At 66.4% G+C, this 18,044-nt stretch carries 19 protein-coding genes; 18 read left to right on the top strand and 1 reads right to left on the bottom strand.

The genetic code is table 11. The features are described 5' to 3' along the window. Positions 1–27: 27 nt before the first annotated feature. On the top strand, positions 28–768 hold the full coding sequence (locus tag KZ498_RS06675) for an NAD(P)/FAD-dependent oxidoreductase (protein ID WP_312617857.1): 741 nt from the start codon (positions 28–30) through the stop codon (positions 766–768). Here KZ498_RS06675 and KZ498_RS06670 read toward each other — a convergent pair. Further along, a complete protein-coding gene (locus tag KZ498_RS06670; RefSeq protein WP_312617856.1) occupies positions 760–1,821 on the bottom strand; it encodes a M48 family metalloprotease in 1,062 nt (353 codons plus the stop codon). The genes KZ498_RS06675 and KZ498_RS06670 overlap by 9 nt on opposite strands. A gap of 101 nt (positions 1,822–1,922) precedes the next feature. On the opposite strand from KZ498_RS06670, the gene KZ498_RS06665 reads away from it, so the two are divergent. From KZ498_RS06665 to KZ498_RS06585, 17 genes are all read left to right on the top strand, one after another. After that, complete coding sequence (locus KZ498_RS06665) at positions 1,923–3,017, top strand: DUF4129 domain-containing protein (protein ID WP_312617854.1); 1,095 nt, start codon at positions 1,923–1,925, stop codon at positions 3,015–3,017. Next, positions 3,017–3,760: a hypothetical protein gene (locus KZ498_RS06660; RefSeq protein WP_312617852.1), complete on the top strand. Its 744-nt coding sequence runs from the start codon at positions 3,017–3,019 to the stop codon at positions 3,758–3,760. The genes KZ498_RS06665 and KZ498_RS06660 overlap by 1 nt, the downstream gene beginning before the upstream one ends. Then, on the top strand, positions 3,757–5,070 hold the full coding sequence (locus tag KZ498_RS06655; RefSeq protein ID WP_312617850.1) for a DUF58 domain-containing protein: 1,314 nt from the start codon (positions 3,757–3,759) through the stop codon (positions 5,068–5,070). The genes KZ498_RS06660 and KZ498_RS06655 overlap by 4 nt, the downstream gene beginning before the upstream one ends. Further along, positions 5,067–6,608: a hypothetical protein gene (locus KZ498_RS06650; protein WP_312617849.1), complete on the top strand. Its 1,542-nt coding sequence runs from the start codon at positions 5,067–5,069 to the stop codon at positions 6,606–6,608. Before KZ498_RS06655 ends, KZ498_RS06650 begins: the two co-directional genes overlap by 4 nt. A gap of 49 nt (positions 6,609–6,657) precedes the next feature. After that, positions 6,658–7,824, top strand: a complete 1,167-nt coding sequence (gene coaBC / locus KZ498_RS06645) for a bifunctional phosphopantothenoylcysteine decarboxylase/phosphopantothenate--cysteine ligase CoaBC (protein WP_312617848.1) — start codon at positions 6,658–6,660, stop codon at positions 7,822–7,824. A 103-nt stretch (positions 7,825–7,927) separates the two neighbouring features. Continuing rightward, positions 7,928–9,019 (top strand): monovalent cation/H+ antiporter subunit E, encoded by a 1,092-nt coding sequence (locus KZ498_RS06640; protein WP_312617847.1) that lies wholly within the window; start codon positions 7,928–7,930, stop codon positions 9,017–9,019. Next, positions 9,012–9,287: a cation:proton antiporter gene (locus KZ498_RS06635; protein ID WP_007188194.1), complete on the top strand. Its 276-nt coding sequence runs from the start codon at positions 9,012–9,014 to the stop codon at positions 9,285–9,287. The genes KZ498_RS06640 and KZ498_RS06635 overlap by 8 nt, the downstream gene beginning before the upstream one ends. Beyond that, complete coding sequence (mnhG, locus tag KZ498_RS06630; protein WP_312617845.1) at positions 9,284–9,604, top strand: monovalent cation/H(+) antiporter subunit G; 321 nt, start codon at positions 9,284–9,286, stop codon at positions 9,602–9,604. The genes KZ498_RS06635 and mnhG overlap by 4 nt, the downstream gene beginning before the upstream one ends. Continuing rightward, positions 9,601–10,146 carry a DUF4040 domain-containing protein gene (locus KZ498_RS06625; protein WP_312617844.1) on the top strand — a complete coding sequence of 182 codons (546 nt, stop codon included), beginning with the start codon at positions 9,601–9,603 and terminating at the stop codon, positions 10,144–10,146. Before mnhG ends, KZ498_RS06625 begins: the two co-directional genes overlap by 4 nt. Further along, the gene (locus tag KZ498_RS06620; protein ID WP_312617843.1) at positions 10,143–10,616 is read left to right on the top strand and encodes a Na(+)/H(+) antiporter subunit B; all 474 of its coding nucleotides are present in this window, start codon (positions 10,143–10,145) and stop codon (positions 10,614–10,616) included. The genes KZ498_RS06625 and KZ498_RS06620 overlap by 4 nt, the downstream gene beginning before the upstream one ends. Further along, positions 10,616–10,972: a cation:proton antiporter subunit C gene (locus KZ498_RS06615; protein ID WP_312617842.1), complete on the top strand. Its 357-nt coding sequence runs from the start codon at positions 10,616–10,618 to the stop codon at positions 10,970–10,972. Before KZ498_RS06620 ends, KZ498_RS06615 begins: the two co-directional genes overlap by 1 nt. After that, positions 10,965–12,458, top strand: coding sequence for a monovalent cation/H+ antiporter subunit D family protein (locus tag KZ498_RS06610; RefSeq protein ID WP_312617841.1), 1,494 nt, complete (start codon positions 10,965–10,967; stop codon positions 12,456–12,458). Before KZ498_RS06615 ends, KZ498_RS06610 begins: the two co-directional genes overlap by 8 nt. After that, a complete protein-coding gene (locus KZ498_RS06605) occupies positions 12,455–14,128 on the top strand; it encodes a proton-conducting transporter membrane subunit (protein WP_312617840.1) in 1,674 nt (557 codons plus the stop codon). The genes KZ498_RS06610 and KZ498_RS06605 overlap by 4 nt, the downstream gene beginning before the upstream one ends. Continuing rightward, positions 14,128–15,909 carry a Na(+)/H(+) antiporter subunit D gene (locus KZ498_RS06600; protein WP_312617839.1) on the top strand — a complete coding sequence of 594 codons (1,782 nt, stop codon included), beginning with the start codon at positions 14,128–14,130 and terminating at the stop codon, positions 15,907–15,909. Before KZ498_RS06605 ends, KZ498_RS06600 begins: the two co-directional genes overlap by 1 nt. 194 nt (positions 15,910–16,103) lie before the next feature. After that, positions 16,104–16,574 carry a type IV pilin N-terminal domain-containing protein gene (locus KZ498_RS06595; RefSeq protein ID WP_312617838.1) on the top strand — a complete coding sequence of 157 codons (471 nt, stop codon included), beginning with the start codon at positions 16,104–16,106 and terminating at the stop codon, positions 16,572–16,574. 111 nt (positions 16,575–16,685) lie between these two features. Further along, positions 16,686–17,264 (top strand): hypothetical protein, encoded by a 579-nt coding sequence (locus KZ498_RS06590; protein ID WP_312617837.1) that lies wholly within the window; start codon positions 16,686–16,688, stop codon positions 17,262–17,264. 267 nt (positions 17,265–17,531) lie between these two features. Then, complete coding sequence (locus KZ498_RS06585; protein ID WP_312617836.1) at positions 17,532–18,029, top strand: type IV pilin N-terminal domain-containing protein; 498 nt, start codon at positions 17,532–17,534, stop codon at positions 18,027–18,029. Positions 18,030–18,044 lie beyond the last annotated feature (15 nt).

Here is an 18,044-nt window from a genome sequence, read left to right as displayed (position 1 = left end):
GTTGGCCCCCGACAGGAACACTCGCCCATGCCAACCGAACGCAAGGAGGTCATCATCGTGGGCGGCGGCGTCGCCGGGCTTTCTGCGGCAATCTACACCGCTCGCGCCGACCTGTCGACCCGAATCATCTCGGCCGGCGAGTCGATACTGAACCGCAACGCCCACCTGGAGAACTACCCCGGTTTCCCGGCGGGAATCAACCCGCGCCTCCTGCTCGAACTGATGCGGGCACAGGCCCGGCGAGCGGGCGCCTGGTTCATCGACGGCGAGGCCGAGCGGGTCGAGCGAACCGACGGGGGCTTCGAGGTGTCCTGTGCCGACGGCGAGTCCTACGACGCGACGTACCTCGTCGCCGCGTCCTGGTCGGACCCGTCGTATCTCGAGGGGCTGGAAATCTCGCTCGTCGACCGCGGGTCGAAGCAGTTCATCTCGACTGACGACCAGGGCCGGACCGGTATCGAGGGGCTGTACGCGGCCGGTCGGCTGGCCGAACAGCACCACCAGACCATCGTCGCCGCGGGCCACGGCGCACAGGTCGGGCTCACGCTGCTGGAGGATTCCGACGTCGACTTCTATCACGACTGGACCGCGCCGGATGGGTATTTCACCGGCCGCGACCGCCCGGTCCCGCCGGGCTGTGAGGAGATCGACGAGGCGGAGCGCAAACAGCGCGAGCAGGAGTCTCTGGAGGTCATGCAGCGGTACTTCGAGGCGCCGATGCCGGGCGAGCCGACGATGCACCCGAGCGTCGACCGGGACTCAGACTGAGGCCGCCTCGAGCGAGTGTTCGACGGACTGTAACCGCTCTATTCGCTCGGCCGTCGGCGGGTGGGACCGCGTTTCGATTGACAGCGAGTCGGTCGCCGCGTCCGTGTCGAACCCGTACGGGAGAAAACACAGGCCACGGAGGCCCGCGTACGCGGAGCGCTTGTCGGTCTCTGGACGGTCACCGCCACCGCCGTCGAGTGTCTCTAATGCCTCGACGAGCGCGGCGGGGTCCCCGGTCAACTGCGCCGCGCTCCGGTCGGCAGCGAACTCCCGGGCGCGCGACAGCGACCGGCCGAGGACGACGACGGGTGCGGTGAACACACCCAGCGCGACGCCGCCGAACAGGACCGTCACCGCGAAGAGAAACAGGAAGCCGAGCGTAAACGGGAGGCTGCCGAACGGCGCCTCGACCACCCGGGCGCTGAACACGTACGCGAGGCCGAGCGCAAACAGGCCGAGCGCGTAGCGGCTCCCGCCCGGCAGCAGGTCCTCGAGCGGGTCGTACTGGCCGCTGGTCAGGGACGGGAGAAAGCTGGCCAGTGTCATCACCGTCGCGTCGCGGTTGGCGACGTGCATGAGTTCGTGGGCCAGTACCGCGTCGAGCGCGTCGCCGTCAAGCGCCGACAGGAGCCCCTCGCTGACGACGACTGTCGCCCCGCTGAGCGTCCCGGTGGCGAAGCTGTTGGGCGCGGCAGCGTCGGCGACGGCGATTCGCGGCGGTGTGAGGTCGGCCAGTTGCGAGAGCCGCTGGACCCGCTCGTGGAGGTCGGGGTACTCCTCGGGACCGACGACGCGGGCATCGACTTCGGCCATCGTCTGTGCGCTGGTGTACCGGAGCTGTGCCCAGACGAACGCCACGAGAGCCGGGACGAGAATAGCCACCCACCAGGCGACCCGCGCCGACGCGCCGCCGAGCGGGAGGCGGGCCGCGACAGCGTCTCGCACCGGGGCGAGCCAGGGCGTCAGGAGCGCCGCCGCGGTGGCGACCACGGCGACGTCGACGGCGAGGAGGAGCAGGAGGGTCCACAGCATACGGCGGGTCAGTGTCCGCATGGGGTGAGTTCTGCTATACCCACATCGAATCAAAGGTTTTCTGGTCAGACCGGTCCGAGGCGTGAGAAAATATTTACTCTGCCGCTGGAAACCGTCCGGTAGTGTCAACGAAGCTGGTTCGTGCCGCCCTCGCCCTCCTCTGTGCGGTCGCTGTCCTGTTCGGCACGGCGCTGTTCCCCGGCGCGCTGGGCGTCGAGTTCGAGTCGAGCGGCCCCCTCGACAGCCGGCCGAGCGAGCCGGCCACGCCCGACGGAATTGCCTCCGACGGAATCGAGGAGCGGGCAACGAGCGACGGGACGGAAACAACCCCGGCGGCGACGAGCGCCAGCCCGGAGGTGACCCCGACAGCGACGCCGACGCCAACGGAGACGCCGGTCGCCCCCGAGGACGGGGACAGCGGTTCGCCCCTTCCGGTGAAACTGGTCGGGCTGGCGCTCATTGGCGGGTTCGGTGTCGTCGCAGTCGGTGTCATCCGGGTAGCGTCGAACGGGGACGGCGACGGGCTGACAGACGCCGGCCTCCACCTGCTTCCGGTCGTCGGTGAACTGCTCGACAGCGCTGTCACGGCGGTTTCAGACGGCGCGATAGGTCGGGCCGTCGGCCGGATTCCGCAGGTGACGACCGCCGCGTTGCTCTCGGGGTCGTCGGCGCTCTCACGGGTCGGGGCCGGTGTCAGTGCCGTCTCCAGTGGCGTCCTGACCGGACTGGCGACGGGCATCGGGTCGGTCGGCACGATGTCACTGCGAAGTCTTGCCGGCCTGCCGAGCGCCCTCGGGTCGCTCACAGTCGCGCCGCTCAGGGCCCTCAGCGGCCTCGGCGGGGCCGGTGGGTTCTTCGCCTCGGTTCGGAGTGGTGTCGACAGCCCGTCGCTGTTTGGCTCGTCGGACTCTGAGTCCGAACGGACGACGACCGCTGCCGCGACGGCGGAGGGAGACGACAGCCCGGACATCGCCACGCTGTCCGTCCGAGAGGCCTGGGCGCTGCTGGCTGACCGCGTGTCCGTACCGGACCCAGAGACGGCGACGCCGGGCGAGTACGCCCGCCGCGCCATCGACAGTGGGCTCCCGGCCGAACCCGTGGGCCGGCTGACGGATCTCTTTCGGGAGGTCGAATACGGCGGGAAGTCAGCGGCCGGTGACCGGACGGAATCGGCCCGGGACGCCCTCAGACAGCTTCTGGACCGAGGTGAGGACTGATGCCCGAACGGGAGTCCCAGCGGGGAGAAACTGCCAGTGCAACCATCGATGTCGGCGTCGAACGCCCGACACCGGGGCGCAGGTTCGTCCAGTACACCCTGCTGGGACTCGCTGCGCTTGCCGGGGCAGTGTTCGCCGTCACCTTTCCCTCGGTCCTGCCGGACGTCGGGAGCGGGGCGGCCAGGCAGCTCCGGTTCGTTGCAAGCGTCAGTGCCGCTGTGATTGGTCTGTTCGGCCTGTACACTGTAGTACGAACGCGCGATTCGGCTCTCCCGTCAGTGAGGGGGCGCCAGCCACGGGCCCCACGTCACGACCGCGACACCGACAGCGGGTCCGCGGACCTGCTCGATGAACTGCTGGAACCGGAGACGTCGCAGGCGGAATCGGGCGGCCTCGTCGGCGACGATATCGACGAACACCTGTCGGAAATCGACGGGCGCGTCGACCCCTACGACGGACTCGAAGCGAGCTACGCGTCCGAAGTCAGAAACAGGCTCCGCGAGACTGCGCGGCGCGTGCTCGCCGAGACGACAGACATGTCGCCGGAGGCGGCAGCCCGAGCAGTCAGCGCTGGCTCGTGGACGGACGACCGCCGGGCGGCGGCCTTCCTCGGCGGCCCGGACGCCACCGACCCGCCAATCCAGATGCAGCTCCGGGACTGGGCCAGCGGCGAGGGGTTCGACCGGAAAGTCGAGGCGGCGACGGCCGAGATACGCCGGCTTCAGCGGGGTGAGGGTACATGAGCACGCGTGAGACGACCCAGCGCAACGTCGGCGTCTCGGCCGCGCTGGTCGCCGGCGGGGCCGGTATTGTCACCGGGAACCCGACGGTGTTCATGGTCGCAGCGGTGGCGCTGGTGTATGCGGCCTACCAGGCGGCCATCGGTGACCCCGAGCCGACGCTCACGATAGAGCGGCACATCGAACCGGCCGAGCCGCTCCCCGGGTCGGAGGTGACCGTCACGGTGACGCTCACGAACGACGGGGACGCGACCCTGCCCGACGTTCGCGTCCTCGACGGCGTTCCGGAGCGGCTGGAGGTCGTCGACGGCTCCCCGCGGTTTGGCACCCACCTCGAAGCTGGGGCGTCGGAGTCGGTGCGCTACACTGTCGAGGCCCGGCGCGGCGACCACGCCTTCACCGACGTGGCAGTCGTCTGCCGGAACCTGACCGGGACCGTCGAGTTCACCGAACAGGTCGCCGTCGAGACGGTGCTGTCCTGCAGTGCGGACGTGGACGCCGTCCCGCTCTCCGGCCAGACGCTCGCACAGTCAGGGCGGGTGCCGACCGACGCCGGCGGGAACGGGCTCGCCTTCTACGCCATCCGCGAACACCAGTCCTCGGACCCGATGAGCCGGGTCGACTGGAACCGGCTCGCGAAGACGAACGAGCTGGCGACCGTCGAGTTCAGGCAGACACGAGCGGCCACCGTCGTCACGCTCGTCGATTCGCGACACCCCGTCGCTGGCGAAACGAACGCACCGACAGCGGTCGAGTTCTGTGCGTACGCGGCACAGCAGGTCGGCTCGGCGCTCCTGGGGATGGACAACCGCGTCGGGGCCGCCGTTTACGACAGCTGCGAGACGCTTCACCCGTCGGCCAATCGGGCACAGGAACAGCGGCTGGACGGGTTCCTGAGCGAGATTGCGAGCGGCTCCTCCGGGACCCGGAGTTCGCGCCTGTTCGACACCGACACCCGCGCTCCCCGGATGCAGTCGTCGACCGAGGCGGCAGACCGGTACGGCATCGCCGACGGCGGCGACGCGGTGGCGACACTCGACCGCTCGATACCAAGCGAATCACAGGTCGTGTTCTGCACCCCGCTGCTCGACGACCGGGCGGCCGACGCGGCCAAACGGCTCTCCGCGTACGGGCACGCGGTCACGGTCGTCAGCCCGGACGTGACGACCGGGGACAGCCCGGGCACCACCGTCGAGCGAATCGACCGGACGACCCGTCTCGACGACCTTCGAGGGACGGTTCGAGTCGTCGACTGGACGCCGGCTGAACCGCTCGCCAAAGCCCTCATCCGCGCAACGGAGCGGTGGGCATGACGGGGGTCGACAGCCGACCGGCGGCGTCCAGCGCGGCGCTGGCCGGCGCGGTCGCGGTGGTCGTCTCGCTCGTCCTCGGCGTCGCCGTCGGCGACCCCAGAGCGGTACTGACCGGCTTCGTCGGGGGCCTCTGTATCGCGGCCGGGGCCTGGGCGCTCCGCAGCGACACGCACACCCGCATCGCCGGCGGCAGCGTCGCCGTCGTCGTCGGCGCGGGCGTGTTCTGCGGGGCCGCGCTGCTGGCGTCCGATTACCTGGCGCTCGCGGTGTCCCTCGGCTTCCCGCTTTCCGCGACGCTCGTCGTCATCGACGCGAGTAGCGGACTGGTGGCACCGCCCGACGAAACGGACGAGCTCTCGCAGATGCTCGAGGAGAGTTTCGTGATTTTGCTCGTCGGCATCGGTGTCGCAATCGGGAGTTCCGTCGCTGCTGCCGTGGGGCTGCCGCGGGTGCTCGCCCGTGTCGCAGCCGGTTTCTCGCTCCACCCGCTTGCGGGCTTCGTGACGTTACAGGCGGGGGCGCTCCTCGGCCTGTTGGTCCTGGACCGGGCCACGGGGATTCTGGAGTCGTGGCTTCCGGCCCCGACGCCGACGACCGACCGGACCCTCGACGGGCTCGGCCTGCTGGGGCGGGGCTGGTGGGATATCGACCCGTACGTCAAAGCTGCCGTCGGTCTGCAGTTGCTCGTGGCGTTCTTACCGACGACCCAGCGGCTGTTCGACCGTTTCCTCGGTAGCCTCCCAGTGCTCGGGCCGGCCCTGCGGCTCGCGCTCAGTGGCCCGCTCCATCTCCCGCTTGCGGCCGCGCTCCTGGCACTGCTCGGTATCGTCGTTGCCGAACGGTTCCGGCAGTGGCTGCTGCAGTGGCTCGGGGACGACCCCGGGCGGTCGCTCGCGCGACAGGCCGGCGGTATCGCGGTCCCTGTGGTACTGCTACTGAGCGCGCTCGTCCTCACGGCCGCTGGCGTGACCCGGCGGGTAGCGCCCACGTTCGGCAGGGCCGGCCACTACGGCTCGGTTACCGTGCTCCTCCTCGGCGTGCTGGTTTCGGTCGCCGTCCTTCGGGGGCTCGTCGCACTGTTGACTGGGCTGGCCAGCGCGGAGGTGCTGTCCCGACGTGTGACGGGATTCGCGGCCGGGGCCGGACTCCTGTTCGGCACGACGCTGCTCGCGGCCGAGCGCGGACTCGCACCGGTGCTCGTGCTCGTCGGGAGCGCGGCGGCGCTACTGGTCTGGGACGCCGGCGCTCACGCCAGCAGTATTGGCCACCAGCTTGGCCGGGACGCCGAAACGACAGACAGCGAGTTCGTCCACGTCACCGGGACCGCGGCTGTCCTCGCCGGGGCCGTCCTCCTCGTCATGGTCGTCAGATACGTGTTCATCCCGCTCGCGGTCCCGGCCACGTCGGCCGGGCTCTCCCTCAGCTCGGTGGTCGCACTCGGGCTGGTGCTGCTGGCGATAGCCGCATTCACCCTCGCGCTGAACGCACACGACGGGGAGCCCCGGCGCAGCGACCAGCCCGCCGGCGACGGCGACTAGCCCCGCCGAGAGACAGGGGCTTTTACCCCCGCACCGCGAACCGGCGGGTATGCTGACCGGAGTCAACGTCGTCCTGGGGGTGTCGGGCTCTATCGCGGCCGTCAAGACGGTGGAGCTCGCACACGAGCTCCGACGACAGGGCGCGTCCGTCCGGGCGGTGATGACCGACAGCGCGACGGGGATCATCCATCCGTGGGCGCTCTCGTTCGCGACGGACAACGACGTCGTCACGGAGATAACGGGCCGCGTCGAACACGTCGAGCTCTGCGGGCGCTCGGGCTGGGGGGACGTACTTTTGCTCGCGCCGGCGACGGCAAACACTGTCGGGAAAGTCGCCGCAGCGGTCGACGACACGCCCGTGACGACGTGTGCGACCACCGCTCTCGGCGCGGACGTGCCGGTCGTCGTCGCGCCGGCGATGCACGAACCGATGTACGACCACCCCGGCGTGCTCGACGCGATCGACCGCGTCGAGTCCTGGGGCGTCGACTTCGTCGACCCGCGAATCGAAGAGGAGAAGGCCAAAATCGCGACCGAGGAGGCCATCGTCACGGCGACCGCACGGGCCGCAGGCGACCGGCCGCTTTCGGGCGAACACGTCGTGGTGACCGCGGGCGCGACCACGGAGTCGGTCGACCCAGTCCGGACGCTCTCGAACCGTTCCTCCGGTCAGACCGGCCGGGCAGTCGCGCGGGCCTGTTACGCCCGCGGGGCCGACGTGACGCTGGTCCACGACGGACCGGACGTTCCCTACGCGGCCGTCGAGCAGGTCGAATCCGCAGCGGAGATGACGGCGGCCACGCGGCGGGTCGCCGACTCGGCCGACGCGCTGGTGTCGGCAGCCGCGATATCGGATTACACCGTCGAGCAGGCGCCCGAGAAGATCAAGAGCGGGCAGTCGGAACTGACGCTGACCTTACAGCCGACGCCGAAGCTCATCGACACCGTCCGGGCCGACCACCCGGACCTGCCGATCGTCGGCTTCAAACTCGAAACCGCGGGTGACGACGAAATCCTGGCCGAGCGCGCCCGCGAGATACGCGAGCGGACCGGGCTGGCCTTCGTGGTCGCCAACGACGCGGGCGTGATGGGGGCGGAGGATACCCGCGCCCTGCTCGTGGACGGAGACACGGCCACTGAGTACACCGGGGACAAGCAGGGACTCGGCGCTCGTGTCGCCGACGAACTCGGTGACCATCTGTCCAGTCGTGAGTAAGCGCGTAACTGATTACGAAATAGTTTTGCGTGTTCCGTTGCTCCGGTCCCATAACGACAGCACTGCCCGACGAACCGTCTAGTGGAGTTTCTAAACAGACACTGTGACTGTACCACCACCCCGTCGCCTGCTCGTGCCAGTAGCCGATTCGGTGACGGTCCGTAACACCGTCGCCTACGCCGTTGAACAGGCCGAATCGGCGGCCAGAGAGGGACAAAAGCGTGTGTCGCTGCACCTCGTCGCCGTCGCAAGCACGCGCGCCGTCGACCCCGACGCCCAGACGGAACTCGGGGAGGCAAAGGACCTGCTCGACCGTATCGAGGTCTGGCTCGACGAGGACCTGGGTACTGACCCACCGTCGAATCTCGACGTCGAACTGGGCGTCATCGGTGCCGACCGCTACCTGTTCAGTCCCGGGGACTACGCCGACGCGATACTGGCCTACGCCGACGAACACAGTATCGAACGGGTCGTCCTCGATCCGGAGTTCAATCCGGGCGGTACGACACCGATGCTCCGGCCGCTCGAAGTCGAACTCGTCCGGGGCGATATCGAGGTCGAGACCGCCCCCGTCGAGCGGCCGGCGCGGTCGACCGCGCTCGCTCGCGCCGCGACGCTCCCGAAGTATCTCACTATTTTCGGCGCCTCGTACCTGTTCTATATGCTGTTGAGTTCGTACAAGCCGCTTGACTTCCTCACCGGCGCGATAACGGCGACTATCGTCACCGCACTGCTTGCGCCCATCGCGTTCAGTCGCCAGCCGTCGCTGACACGGATTCCGGGACAGCTCGCCCGGCTGGCGATTTACGTCCCGTACCTCCTCAAGGAGATCGCCGTCGCGAACCTCGAAATCGCCTACGTCGTCCTGCACCCATCGTTGCCCATCGACCCGGAGATGGTCGAACTGGAAGCGGCCATCTGGGGCGACGGGGCGGTGACGACGCTGGCAAACAGCATCACGTTGACGCCCGGGACACTCACCGTTAGCGTCTCCGAGCAGGCGTTCGACATCCACTCGCTCACCGGCAGTGCGCGTGAAGCCCTGTTCGACGGCGGCCTCGAACGGGCCGTCCGGTTCGTCTTCTACGGTCGGGAGGCGGCAGCGATTCCCTCGCCACGCGAACGCGGGCAGGGGAACGACGACAACCCAATCGAGAGCGACATCGAGGACCCGGGAGTGGGCGACGATGGTTGAGTTCGAGGCGGCGCTGCTGGCGATCGCCGGCGCGTTCGTGCTGTTCGCTATCGTGGCTCTCTACCGCGTGTTCGCAGGGCCGACGGACCACGACAGAGTCATCGCGGTCAACGTGATGGGGACGAACACCGTCATCGCTATCGCGCTCGTGTCGGGCGCGCTCGATAAGCCGCTGTTCCTCGATATCGCGCTCGTGTACGCCCTGCTGAACTTCCTGCTATCGATAGCGTTCTCGAAGTTCAACGTCGAACACGGGGGTGTGCTATGACGCCGACAGAGTGGGCGATTGTCGCGCTCGCAGTGGTCGGGGCGTTCTTCGGCGGCGTCGCCGCTATCGGCATCGTGCGGCTCCCTGACGTATACACTCGAACACACGCGGCATCGAAAAGCGACACGCTGGGGGCCGTCCTCGCCATCGCTGCCGCCGCGTTCGCGATTCAGACCGACCTCGCGACGATCAAAGCCGTCTTCCTGCTGGTGTTTATGTTCCTGACGAACCCGACCGCCGCCCACGCCATCGCCCGGGCGGCACAGGACCAGGGTATAGAGCCGTGGACTACTGGCGACGAGGAGGGCGAGTCGTGACGCTGTCGCTCATCGAGGCGGTGTTGCTGGTGTTCGTGCTGGGCTGTGCTATCGGCGCGGCCGTGCTCCGTGACGTGCTGGCGTCCCTGATGGCGTTTGCCGCCTACAGCCTCGGCATCTCCATCATCTGGGTGATACTCGAGGCCCCTGACGTGGGGCTGACCGAGGCGGCTGTCGGGGCCGGCATCATGACGATCCTGTTCATCCTGGCGCTGGCAAACACCGTTCGGCCACAGGAAGACGAGCTGTTCGAGTCGATCAGTGTCCGGACCGTCGCCCTGGTCGGCGCGTTCGTCGTCGTCATGGTCGCGACGGTGCCGTCGCTGCCAGCCGTCGGGGCCGAGGGCGCGGCAAACCCAGTCGTCAGCGGCGAGGTGACGCAGTACTACCTCGATAACGCGTACGCGGACACGGAGGTCCAGAACGCAGTGACGGCCGTGCTCGCAGCCTACCGCGGGTTCGACACGCTGGGTGAAGCGGTCGTGGTCTTCTCGGCCGGTATCGCTGCACTGACTGTCCTCAGACAGGAGGTGTTCGCATGAGCGCCGACGAGCGAACCGGGCTGTACGTCGAGAGCACCATCATCATGACGACGGTCCGTATCGTCTCGCCGTTCGTCCTCACCTTCGCCCTGTTCGTGATGTTCCACGGGGCGAACTCCCCCGGTGGCGGCTTCCAGGGCGGGGTCGTCGCCGGGTCGGTCGTGATGATGCTCGCCTTCGCCTACGGCATCGATGCGGCCCGGGAGTGGCTCGACGCCCGCGTCGTCGCCGCACTGGCCTCCGGCGGCGTGCTCACGTTCGCGGCAATCGGCCTGGGAACGATGCTCCTGGGCGGGAACTTCCTCGAGTACCACCTGTACGAGCAGTTCATCTCGCACGCGGTGGCCTACGGCATCGAACTCGTCGAACTGGGTATCGGTGCCGTCGTCGCCAGCGTCGCTATCGGCCTCTTTTTCCTGCTCGCGGCCGGGTTCGGCCACGCCGTCGACTCCCCGGAGGATGAGAGCTGATGCTCGAACTGCTTGACTCACATTACAACTACTTCGCGGTGATGCTCCTGCTGGGTATCGGCCTCTACATGCTCATCGAGTCCCGGAACCTCCTCAAGAAGGTCATCGGGATGAACATCTTCCAGACGGGCATCTTCCTGTTTTTCATCACGCTCGCGTTCCGGGCCGGCGGCAATCCGCCGATAATCGAGGAGGGAGGCGGTCCCTACGTCAGCCCGCTGCCACACGTCCTCATCCTGACCGCTATCGTCGTCGGGGTGAGCCTGACCGCCGTGGCGCTGGCGCTCATCATCCGCATCTACGCGGAGTACGGGACGCTGGACGAAGACAAACTCAAACAGCTCTACTATGATTGAACAGATCCCTGTGTTGCTGGTGGTCCTGCCCATCATCGGCGGCGCGGTGCCGCTGGTCGCCAGCCTCGTGAGCGACCGGGCCGGGTGGCCCATCGCGACGCTGACGCTCGTCGGCCAGGCCGGCCTGGCCGGACTGCTCGCGTGGACCGTCAGCACGAGCGGGACCGTTTCCTACGCGGTCGGTGGTTTCGCCGCCCCGTACGGCATCGAACTCGTCGTCGACGGGCTTTCGGGAGCCGTCGCCCTGCTCGTGGCCGTCGTGTCCCTGGGCGTGCTCGCATACGCCCGGCAGGCCGGCCCGCACTCGAACTCCTTCTACGGTCTCTACCTCCTGCTGGTCGCCGGCCTGACCGGGATGACGGTCACCGGCGACGTGTTCAACCTCTACGTGTTCCTCGAGATCACGGGGCTTGCGGCGTACGGCCTCGTGGCGAGTGGTCGGGACGCGAGCGCCGCCGTCGCGGCGCTGAAGTACCTCATCATCGGGACCGTCGGGGCCTCGCTGTACCTGCTCGGCGTCGGGTACCTGCTCGCGGCGACGGGGACGCTCAACATGGCCGACCTGGCGGCAAAACTCGGTGAGATGGCGGCCTACGATTCGACGCTCGTCCTGACCGCCTTCGGTCTGATGGTCGGCGGGCTGACGGTGAAAGTCGCCCTGTTCCCCCTGCACACCTGGCAGCCCGACGCCTACGCGAACGCCCCGGACACGGTGAGCGCGTTCATCTCGGCGCTCGTCTCGACGGTCTCGGCGTACGCACTCGCCCGCCTGCTGTTTTCCGTGTTCACCGTGGAGTTCCTGACGGCGGTGCCCGTCGCTCGCTGGGCGCTGGTCGGCCTGGCCTGCGTGAGCATATTCGCGGGGAGCGTACTCGCCGTCTCACAGGACAGCGTCCAGCGGATGCTCGCGTACTCCTCGGTGTCACAGTTCGGCCTCGTCGTCGCCGGCTTTGCCATCGCGACCCCGCTGGCCGTCGTCGGCGCGACCGTCCACCTGCTCGGCCACGCAGTGATGAAAGGCGGGCTGTTCGCCGCGACGGGAATCATCGAGCGGAAGACGGGCGCGACGACGGTCAACGGCTACGCCGGGATGGGAAGCCGCGTCCCGCTCTCTGCCTTTTCCTTCGCCGTGCTCTCGCTGGCGATGGTCGGCGTTCCGCCGGCGGTCGGCTTCGTCGGCAAGTGGTACATCGTCCTCGGCGCGGTCAACGCCGAGAACTGGCCTGTCGTGGCCGTGTTGCTCGCGAGTACCCTGCTGACGCTGGCGTACTTCGCCCGTCTCGTCGAGCGGCTCTACTTCGCCGAGCCGACCATCCACGCGGAACCCGACGAGGCCCCCGTCACGGACGGGAGCGGACAGGCGGTCTCGGTCGGGATGGTCGCCGTCGTCGTCGTCGCGGCCGCCCTCGCGGTGGCGCTGACTGCAGCCGTACCGGAGTTACAAAGAGTGCTCGAAGAAACGCTTCCACCCCTTCTAAACCAATGAATGAGTTACGACCCATCCTGGCAATCCTGGTTTCGGCGGCGGCTATCCCCGTAATTCTCTCGCTCAAAGGCCGGCCGAATCTACGAGAGGGGGTAACCCTGACCGTCGCGTTCGCGAAGTTCGGTATCATCGCGAGCATGGTCCCCGGCGTCCTGAGCGGGACAGAGTACGAGTTCGTCGTCGGGCAGTTCGCCACCGGCATCGAACTGGCGTTCCACGTCGACCCACTGGGGCTCCTCTTTGGCCTGCTGGCGAGCCTGCTGTGGATCGTCACGAGTTTCTACAGCATCGGCTACATGCGCGGGCTGGACGAACACGCCCAGACGCGCTATTTCGCGTCTTTCGCCGCCAGCCTCGCGTCGGCGGTCGGCGTCGCGTTCGCGTCGAACCTGCTGACGCTGTTCGTCTGCTACGAACTGCTGACGGTGTCGACGTACCCGCTGGTCACCCACGACGAGACCGACGAGGCCCGCGCCGCCGGCCGGAAGTACCTCGCGTACACCTTCGGCGGCGGCGTCGCCGTGCTGGGCGGAACGGTGCTGGTGTTCGTCCTCGCCGGAACGACGGCATTCACACCGGGGGGCCTCGAAGGGCTCGCGACGGCCGACCCGGCGCTGGCACGGGCGGCCTTCGCCTTGCTGGCGGCCGGTTTCGGCGTCAAGGCCGCGCTCATGCCGGTACACTCCTGGCTCCCTGACGCGATGGTCGCGCCGACGCCGGTGTCGGGCCTGTTGCACGCCGTCGCGGTCGTCAAAAGCGGCGTGTTCGGTATCGCCAGAGTCGTCCTCGACGTGTTCGGTACCGAGACGATGGCGGAACTCGGCGTCGGCCTCCCGCTCGCCGCGATTGCGGCCTTCACCCTCCTGACCGCGAGCGTCATCGCGCTCAGACAGGACAACCTCAAGCGGCGGCTGGCGTACTCGACGATCAGCCAGCTCTCTTACATCGTGCTCGGACTGGGCCTGCTCCACGGGCAAGCGCTGACCGGCGGCTTGCTGCATATCCCCGCACACGCCTTCATGAAGCTCACGCTGTTCTTCTGTGCCGGCGCGATCCACGTCGAGACCCACACCGACGACATCAGCGACATGGCCGGCATCGGGAGGCGGATGCCGCTGACGATGGCCGCATTCGCCGTCGCCGCGGCCGGGATGGCCGGAATCCCGCTGGTCGCCGGGTTCGTCAGCAAGTGGTATCTCGTCATCGGCGCGTTGAGCCTCGACGGCGGCCTCGTCTTCGCCACCGCGCTGCTGGTCTCCGGCGTGCTCAACATCGCGTACTTCTGGCCCATCGTCTACCAGGCGTACTTCGAGTCGCCTGAGGGCCACGACGAGAAACCCCTCCTCGAGGGACCACTCGGTGGTCGGAGCGAACTGCGGGCCGACGGTGGTGACGACGCGGACGATTCCGCCGACGAAGGCGATACCCCGAGACCCGAACACGTCGACCACCTCGGGAAGCACCGCGAGGACCACGAACACCACGGCGGCCCACCTGTGGGCGGGTGGGACGACCGCGGCTGGCGCGGCGGCGAGAGCACGTGGTTCATGCTCGGGCCGATACTCACCGCGGCCACGCTGTCGCTCCTGTTGGGGACGGTGCCGTACACGGCCGTCTTCCTGCGGATCGTCGACGCTATCGTCGGGAATCTCCCTGGGGTGATGGCCTGATGTCGACGCTGACGATGGTGCCGCCGGTCGTCGTACTGCTCGCGCTGGCAATCGTCGTCTCCAGGCTCCCGCGACGCGCCGGACACGCGGTCGGAGCGCTCGTGCCCGCACTGGCGGTTCCGTGGGCACTCGCGGTCCCAGCGGGGGCACACCTCCGGACCCAGTTCCTCGGGTTCGACGCCGTGTTGCTGAACGTCGACCCGTTCTCCCGGCTGATGGGGGTCATCTTCGGGCTCATCGCCGCCGCCGCCGTGCTCTACTCCTACGCCAGCGAGGCCGACACGACACAGACCGGCTTTGCCCTCTCGTACGTCGCGACCAGCTTCGGGGCCGTGTTCGCCGGCGACTGGCTGACACTCATCTTCTTCTGGGAGCTGATGGCCGTCACCAGCACGCTGCTTGTGTGGCACTACGGCGGCAAGGCGGTCCGGGCCGGCTTCCGGTACGCCCTGTTGCACGGCCTTGGCGGCACGCTGTTGATGGCCGCCATCCTCCGGCACTACGTCGAGGTAGAGACGTTCCTGTTCGCGTCGGTGCCGGGCGGTCCGGAGACGGCCGGTATCACGACCGGGCTGGCCGCCGCGCTGGCCGCCATCGGTATCGGCGTCAACGTCGGCTTCATCGGCCTGCACGCGTGGCTGCCCGACACCTACCCGCGACCGCACATCGCCGCCAGCGTCTTCCTCTGCGTGTTCACGACCAAGACCGGCGTCTACGGGATGTACCGGGCGTTCCCCAACGGCCACGAGGCCATCGCGTACATGGGCGGCGGGATGGCCATCTTCGGCGCGCTGTTCGCGCTGTTTCAGAACGACATGCGGCGGCTCCTCTCCTATCACATCCAGTCCCAGGTCGGGTACATGGTCGCCGGCGTCGGTATCGGAACCTCGCTCGCCCAGGCCGGCGCGTTCGCACACGTGTTCAACCACATCCTCTACAAGGGCCTGCTGTTCATGACCGCCGGCGCCGTCGTTTACCGGACCGGCGAGGAGAGCCTGAAAAAGCTCGGCGGCCTGGCCCGCGAGATGCCGGTCACCGCGATCGCCTTCACCGTCGCCGCCCTCTCCATCGCCGGCTTCCCCGGCTTCAACGGGTTCGTGAGCAAGGGTATCATCATCTCCGGGAGTCACTACACCTTCGGCAAGGGACCGCTCCCTGTCGGCGAGTTCACGACGCTCGAGTGGATGCTGCTCGTCGGTGGCGTCGGCACGTTCATGTCGTTCATCAAGTTCGGCTACTACGCGTTCTTCCACGGCACCTACGAGGGGAGCGTCCCGGACGCGAACCGCGGCCAGACCGTCGCGATGGTGTCAGTAGCCGCGCTGTGTGTCTTCTACGGACTGTCTGATGGGTCGCTGTTCGCGCTGCTCCCCTTCGACGTGACGAGTGACGCCGCCGTCGACCACGTCTATACGACCTACACTGTCGACCACATCGTCGAGGGAGTTGTCCTCGCCGTCGCCGGACTGGTCGGCTTCGCGGTGACGAAAAAGCCCCTCTCGAAACTCGGCCGCGTCCCGGACGTCGATTCGCTGTACAACCCCGCCGTCTTCTATGGCTCCCGCGGACTCGTCGTCGGCGTGACCGAACTGTACGCCGCTGTGGACCGCGCAGTGGTTGGCGCCACGGCCGTCGTCACGCGGACGGTGACGGCACCGAACGACGTAATCGAGCGACTCAGCGACGACGACGGTCTCGTGCATCCGATGCGGGCCGGCATCGGGCTCAGCATCCTCATCCTCGCGGTGTTCGTGACGGTGGCGCTGCTGGCGCTTTCGTGACGCTGTAAAACACATTCTGTGAGGATTACAGAACTACTGGGCAATATCTGGAGCGAAACACCTTCAGAGATAGTGTCAGCGAATGTAGTTATTTCAGGCTCTGATAATACAGGTGCAGGCTTATACGTCTCCGCGACTACTCTCCGGTAAGCACGGCATAACAGGGCGACCTGTTGCTGCGTGCGGACACAACAATGGAACTCAAACGATTCTTCAACGACGACGACGCTGTGTCGCCGGTCATCGGGGTCATCCTGATGGTCGCAATCACGGTCATTCTTGCAGCCGTTATTGCAACATTTGTTCTCGGTCTCGGTGACCAGGTCAGTAATACGGCACCACAGGCTAGCTTTAGTACGGATTACGATGCCACTGTGGACACCAATGGTCAGGTGAAAATCACTCACGATGGAGGCGACTCAATCAAAGCAAGTAATCTCTACATTCGAGGGACAGAAATTGGCGGGAGCAGTTCAGAGATCACTAGCAGTAATACGGTCTGGCTTGGAAACGGTCAAGCGAGTGGAAGTAATAGTAAAGTCGTAGCAGGCGACAGGGTGACTGTTGGCGTTGCGAGTGATAGTTTCGAAATCAATGTCGTCTACCAGTCGGCAAACGGCGACAACTCCGCGACACTCGCGACGGCATCCGGACCCGACGCATAAACTCGTCCATATATCGTTTTTACAAGATTAAATCTGCGAGTTTATGATCGTTGAATACCCTGGCTTTCGCTGTATTCCCGGCTATGGGTTGTGGAAATTGGAGAGTTTTACATGAGTGAGCAGGTAGAACAGTTGGACTCCGATACAAACGAAGACCTTTCAAAAGGCGAAATCTTCGACGTCCTGCAGAACGAACGGCGTCGGTACGTGCTCCAGTATCTCCGGGAACACGATGGGCCGGTACAGCTCGGTGACCTCGCGTCACACGTCGCTGCCCAGGAGTACGACTGTCCGAACACCGAAGTCACGAGCGCGCAGCGAAAACGCGTATACACCACGCTCCAGCAGTCGCATCTCCCGCGGATGCACGAGACGGGTATCATCAACTACGACGACGAAAACGGAACGGTCTCCCGAACCGAACATACCGAAGAGCTCACCGTGTATCTCGAAATCGTGCCTGGAAGCGAGTTCCCCTGGCGGGAGTACTACCTCTCACTCGGCGCGGTCAGTCTAGCCATCGTGACGATTCTCTGGGTCGGTCTCTATCCGTTCACGGTAATTCCGCCACTGGTCTGGACAACGCTGATCGCGGTCGTCCTTTGTCTCTCCGCGGGCTACCATACCTACGCCGGTCGCGAGATGACGCTCACCGAGTTCGCGAAGCAGGAAACCGAGTCCGAAGACTGAGGAAGGTCTATTCTTTTCACCCACTGCGTTGATTTCGCCTGTTCTGCTTGCCATCGAATCATACGAATACCGCTACATCGAAATCCGGCAGTATAGCCAGCCTTGACTGGTTTCAAGGCAACGTTGAACCTCTAAAACGTGTTGTGAGTATAAGTGAACACGGCCCATGTGGTTGAGTCAGCACACCTCCGCGAGCCAGTAAGGACATCCTTCGACGTATAGGGTGGAATTACTCGGTCAACACTCGCGGTGTGCACCGAACAAACCATGGACATCAAACAACTCATCCACGACGACGACGCGGTTTCGCCGGTCATCGGGGTCATCCTGATGGTCGCGATTACGGTCATCCTGGCCGCAGTAATCGCATCCTTCGTGCTTGGTCTCGGTGACCAGGCACAGCAGGCAACGCCACAGGCTAGCTTCTCGTTTGACTACAGTGAGGTCGGGACTGACGGATCTGGTAACGATATCGGTGACCTGAGGGTAACTCATGATGGCGGTGACTCGATAGAGGCTCAAGAACTCTACGTCCGAGGGAGTGGGTTCACAGATGAAACTGATAGCGATTACAGCTCAGATCGAGATATCGGGACTGGGACTGGCAACAGTTGGGATGAAAAGTTCGGGTCGGGTAGCGAGATTACCGCTGGGAGTTCAATCAATGTAGCTGTCGAGAGCTCGTATGAAATGCGGATTGTCTACGAGCCTGTTGAGGGCGACACTTCAGCAACGCTTGCTGAGGACTCCGGTCCGGACGCATAATCCGGTTCCTATTTT

Source organism: Haloarcula sp. 1CSR25-25 (assembly GCF_032027985.1).
GTDB lineage: Archaea > Halobacteriota > Halobacteria > Halobacteriales > Haloarculaceae > Haloarcula.
Note: the sequence above shows the minus strand (reverse complement) of the source record. Positions and strands in the feature narration are given on the sequence as shown.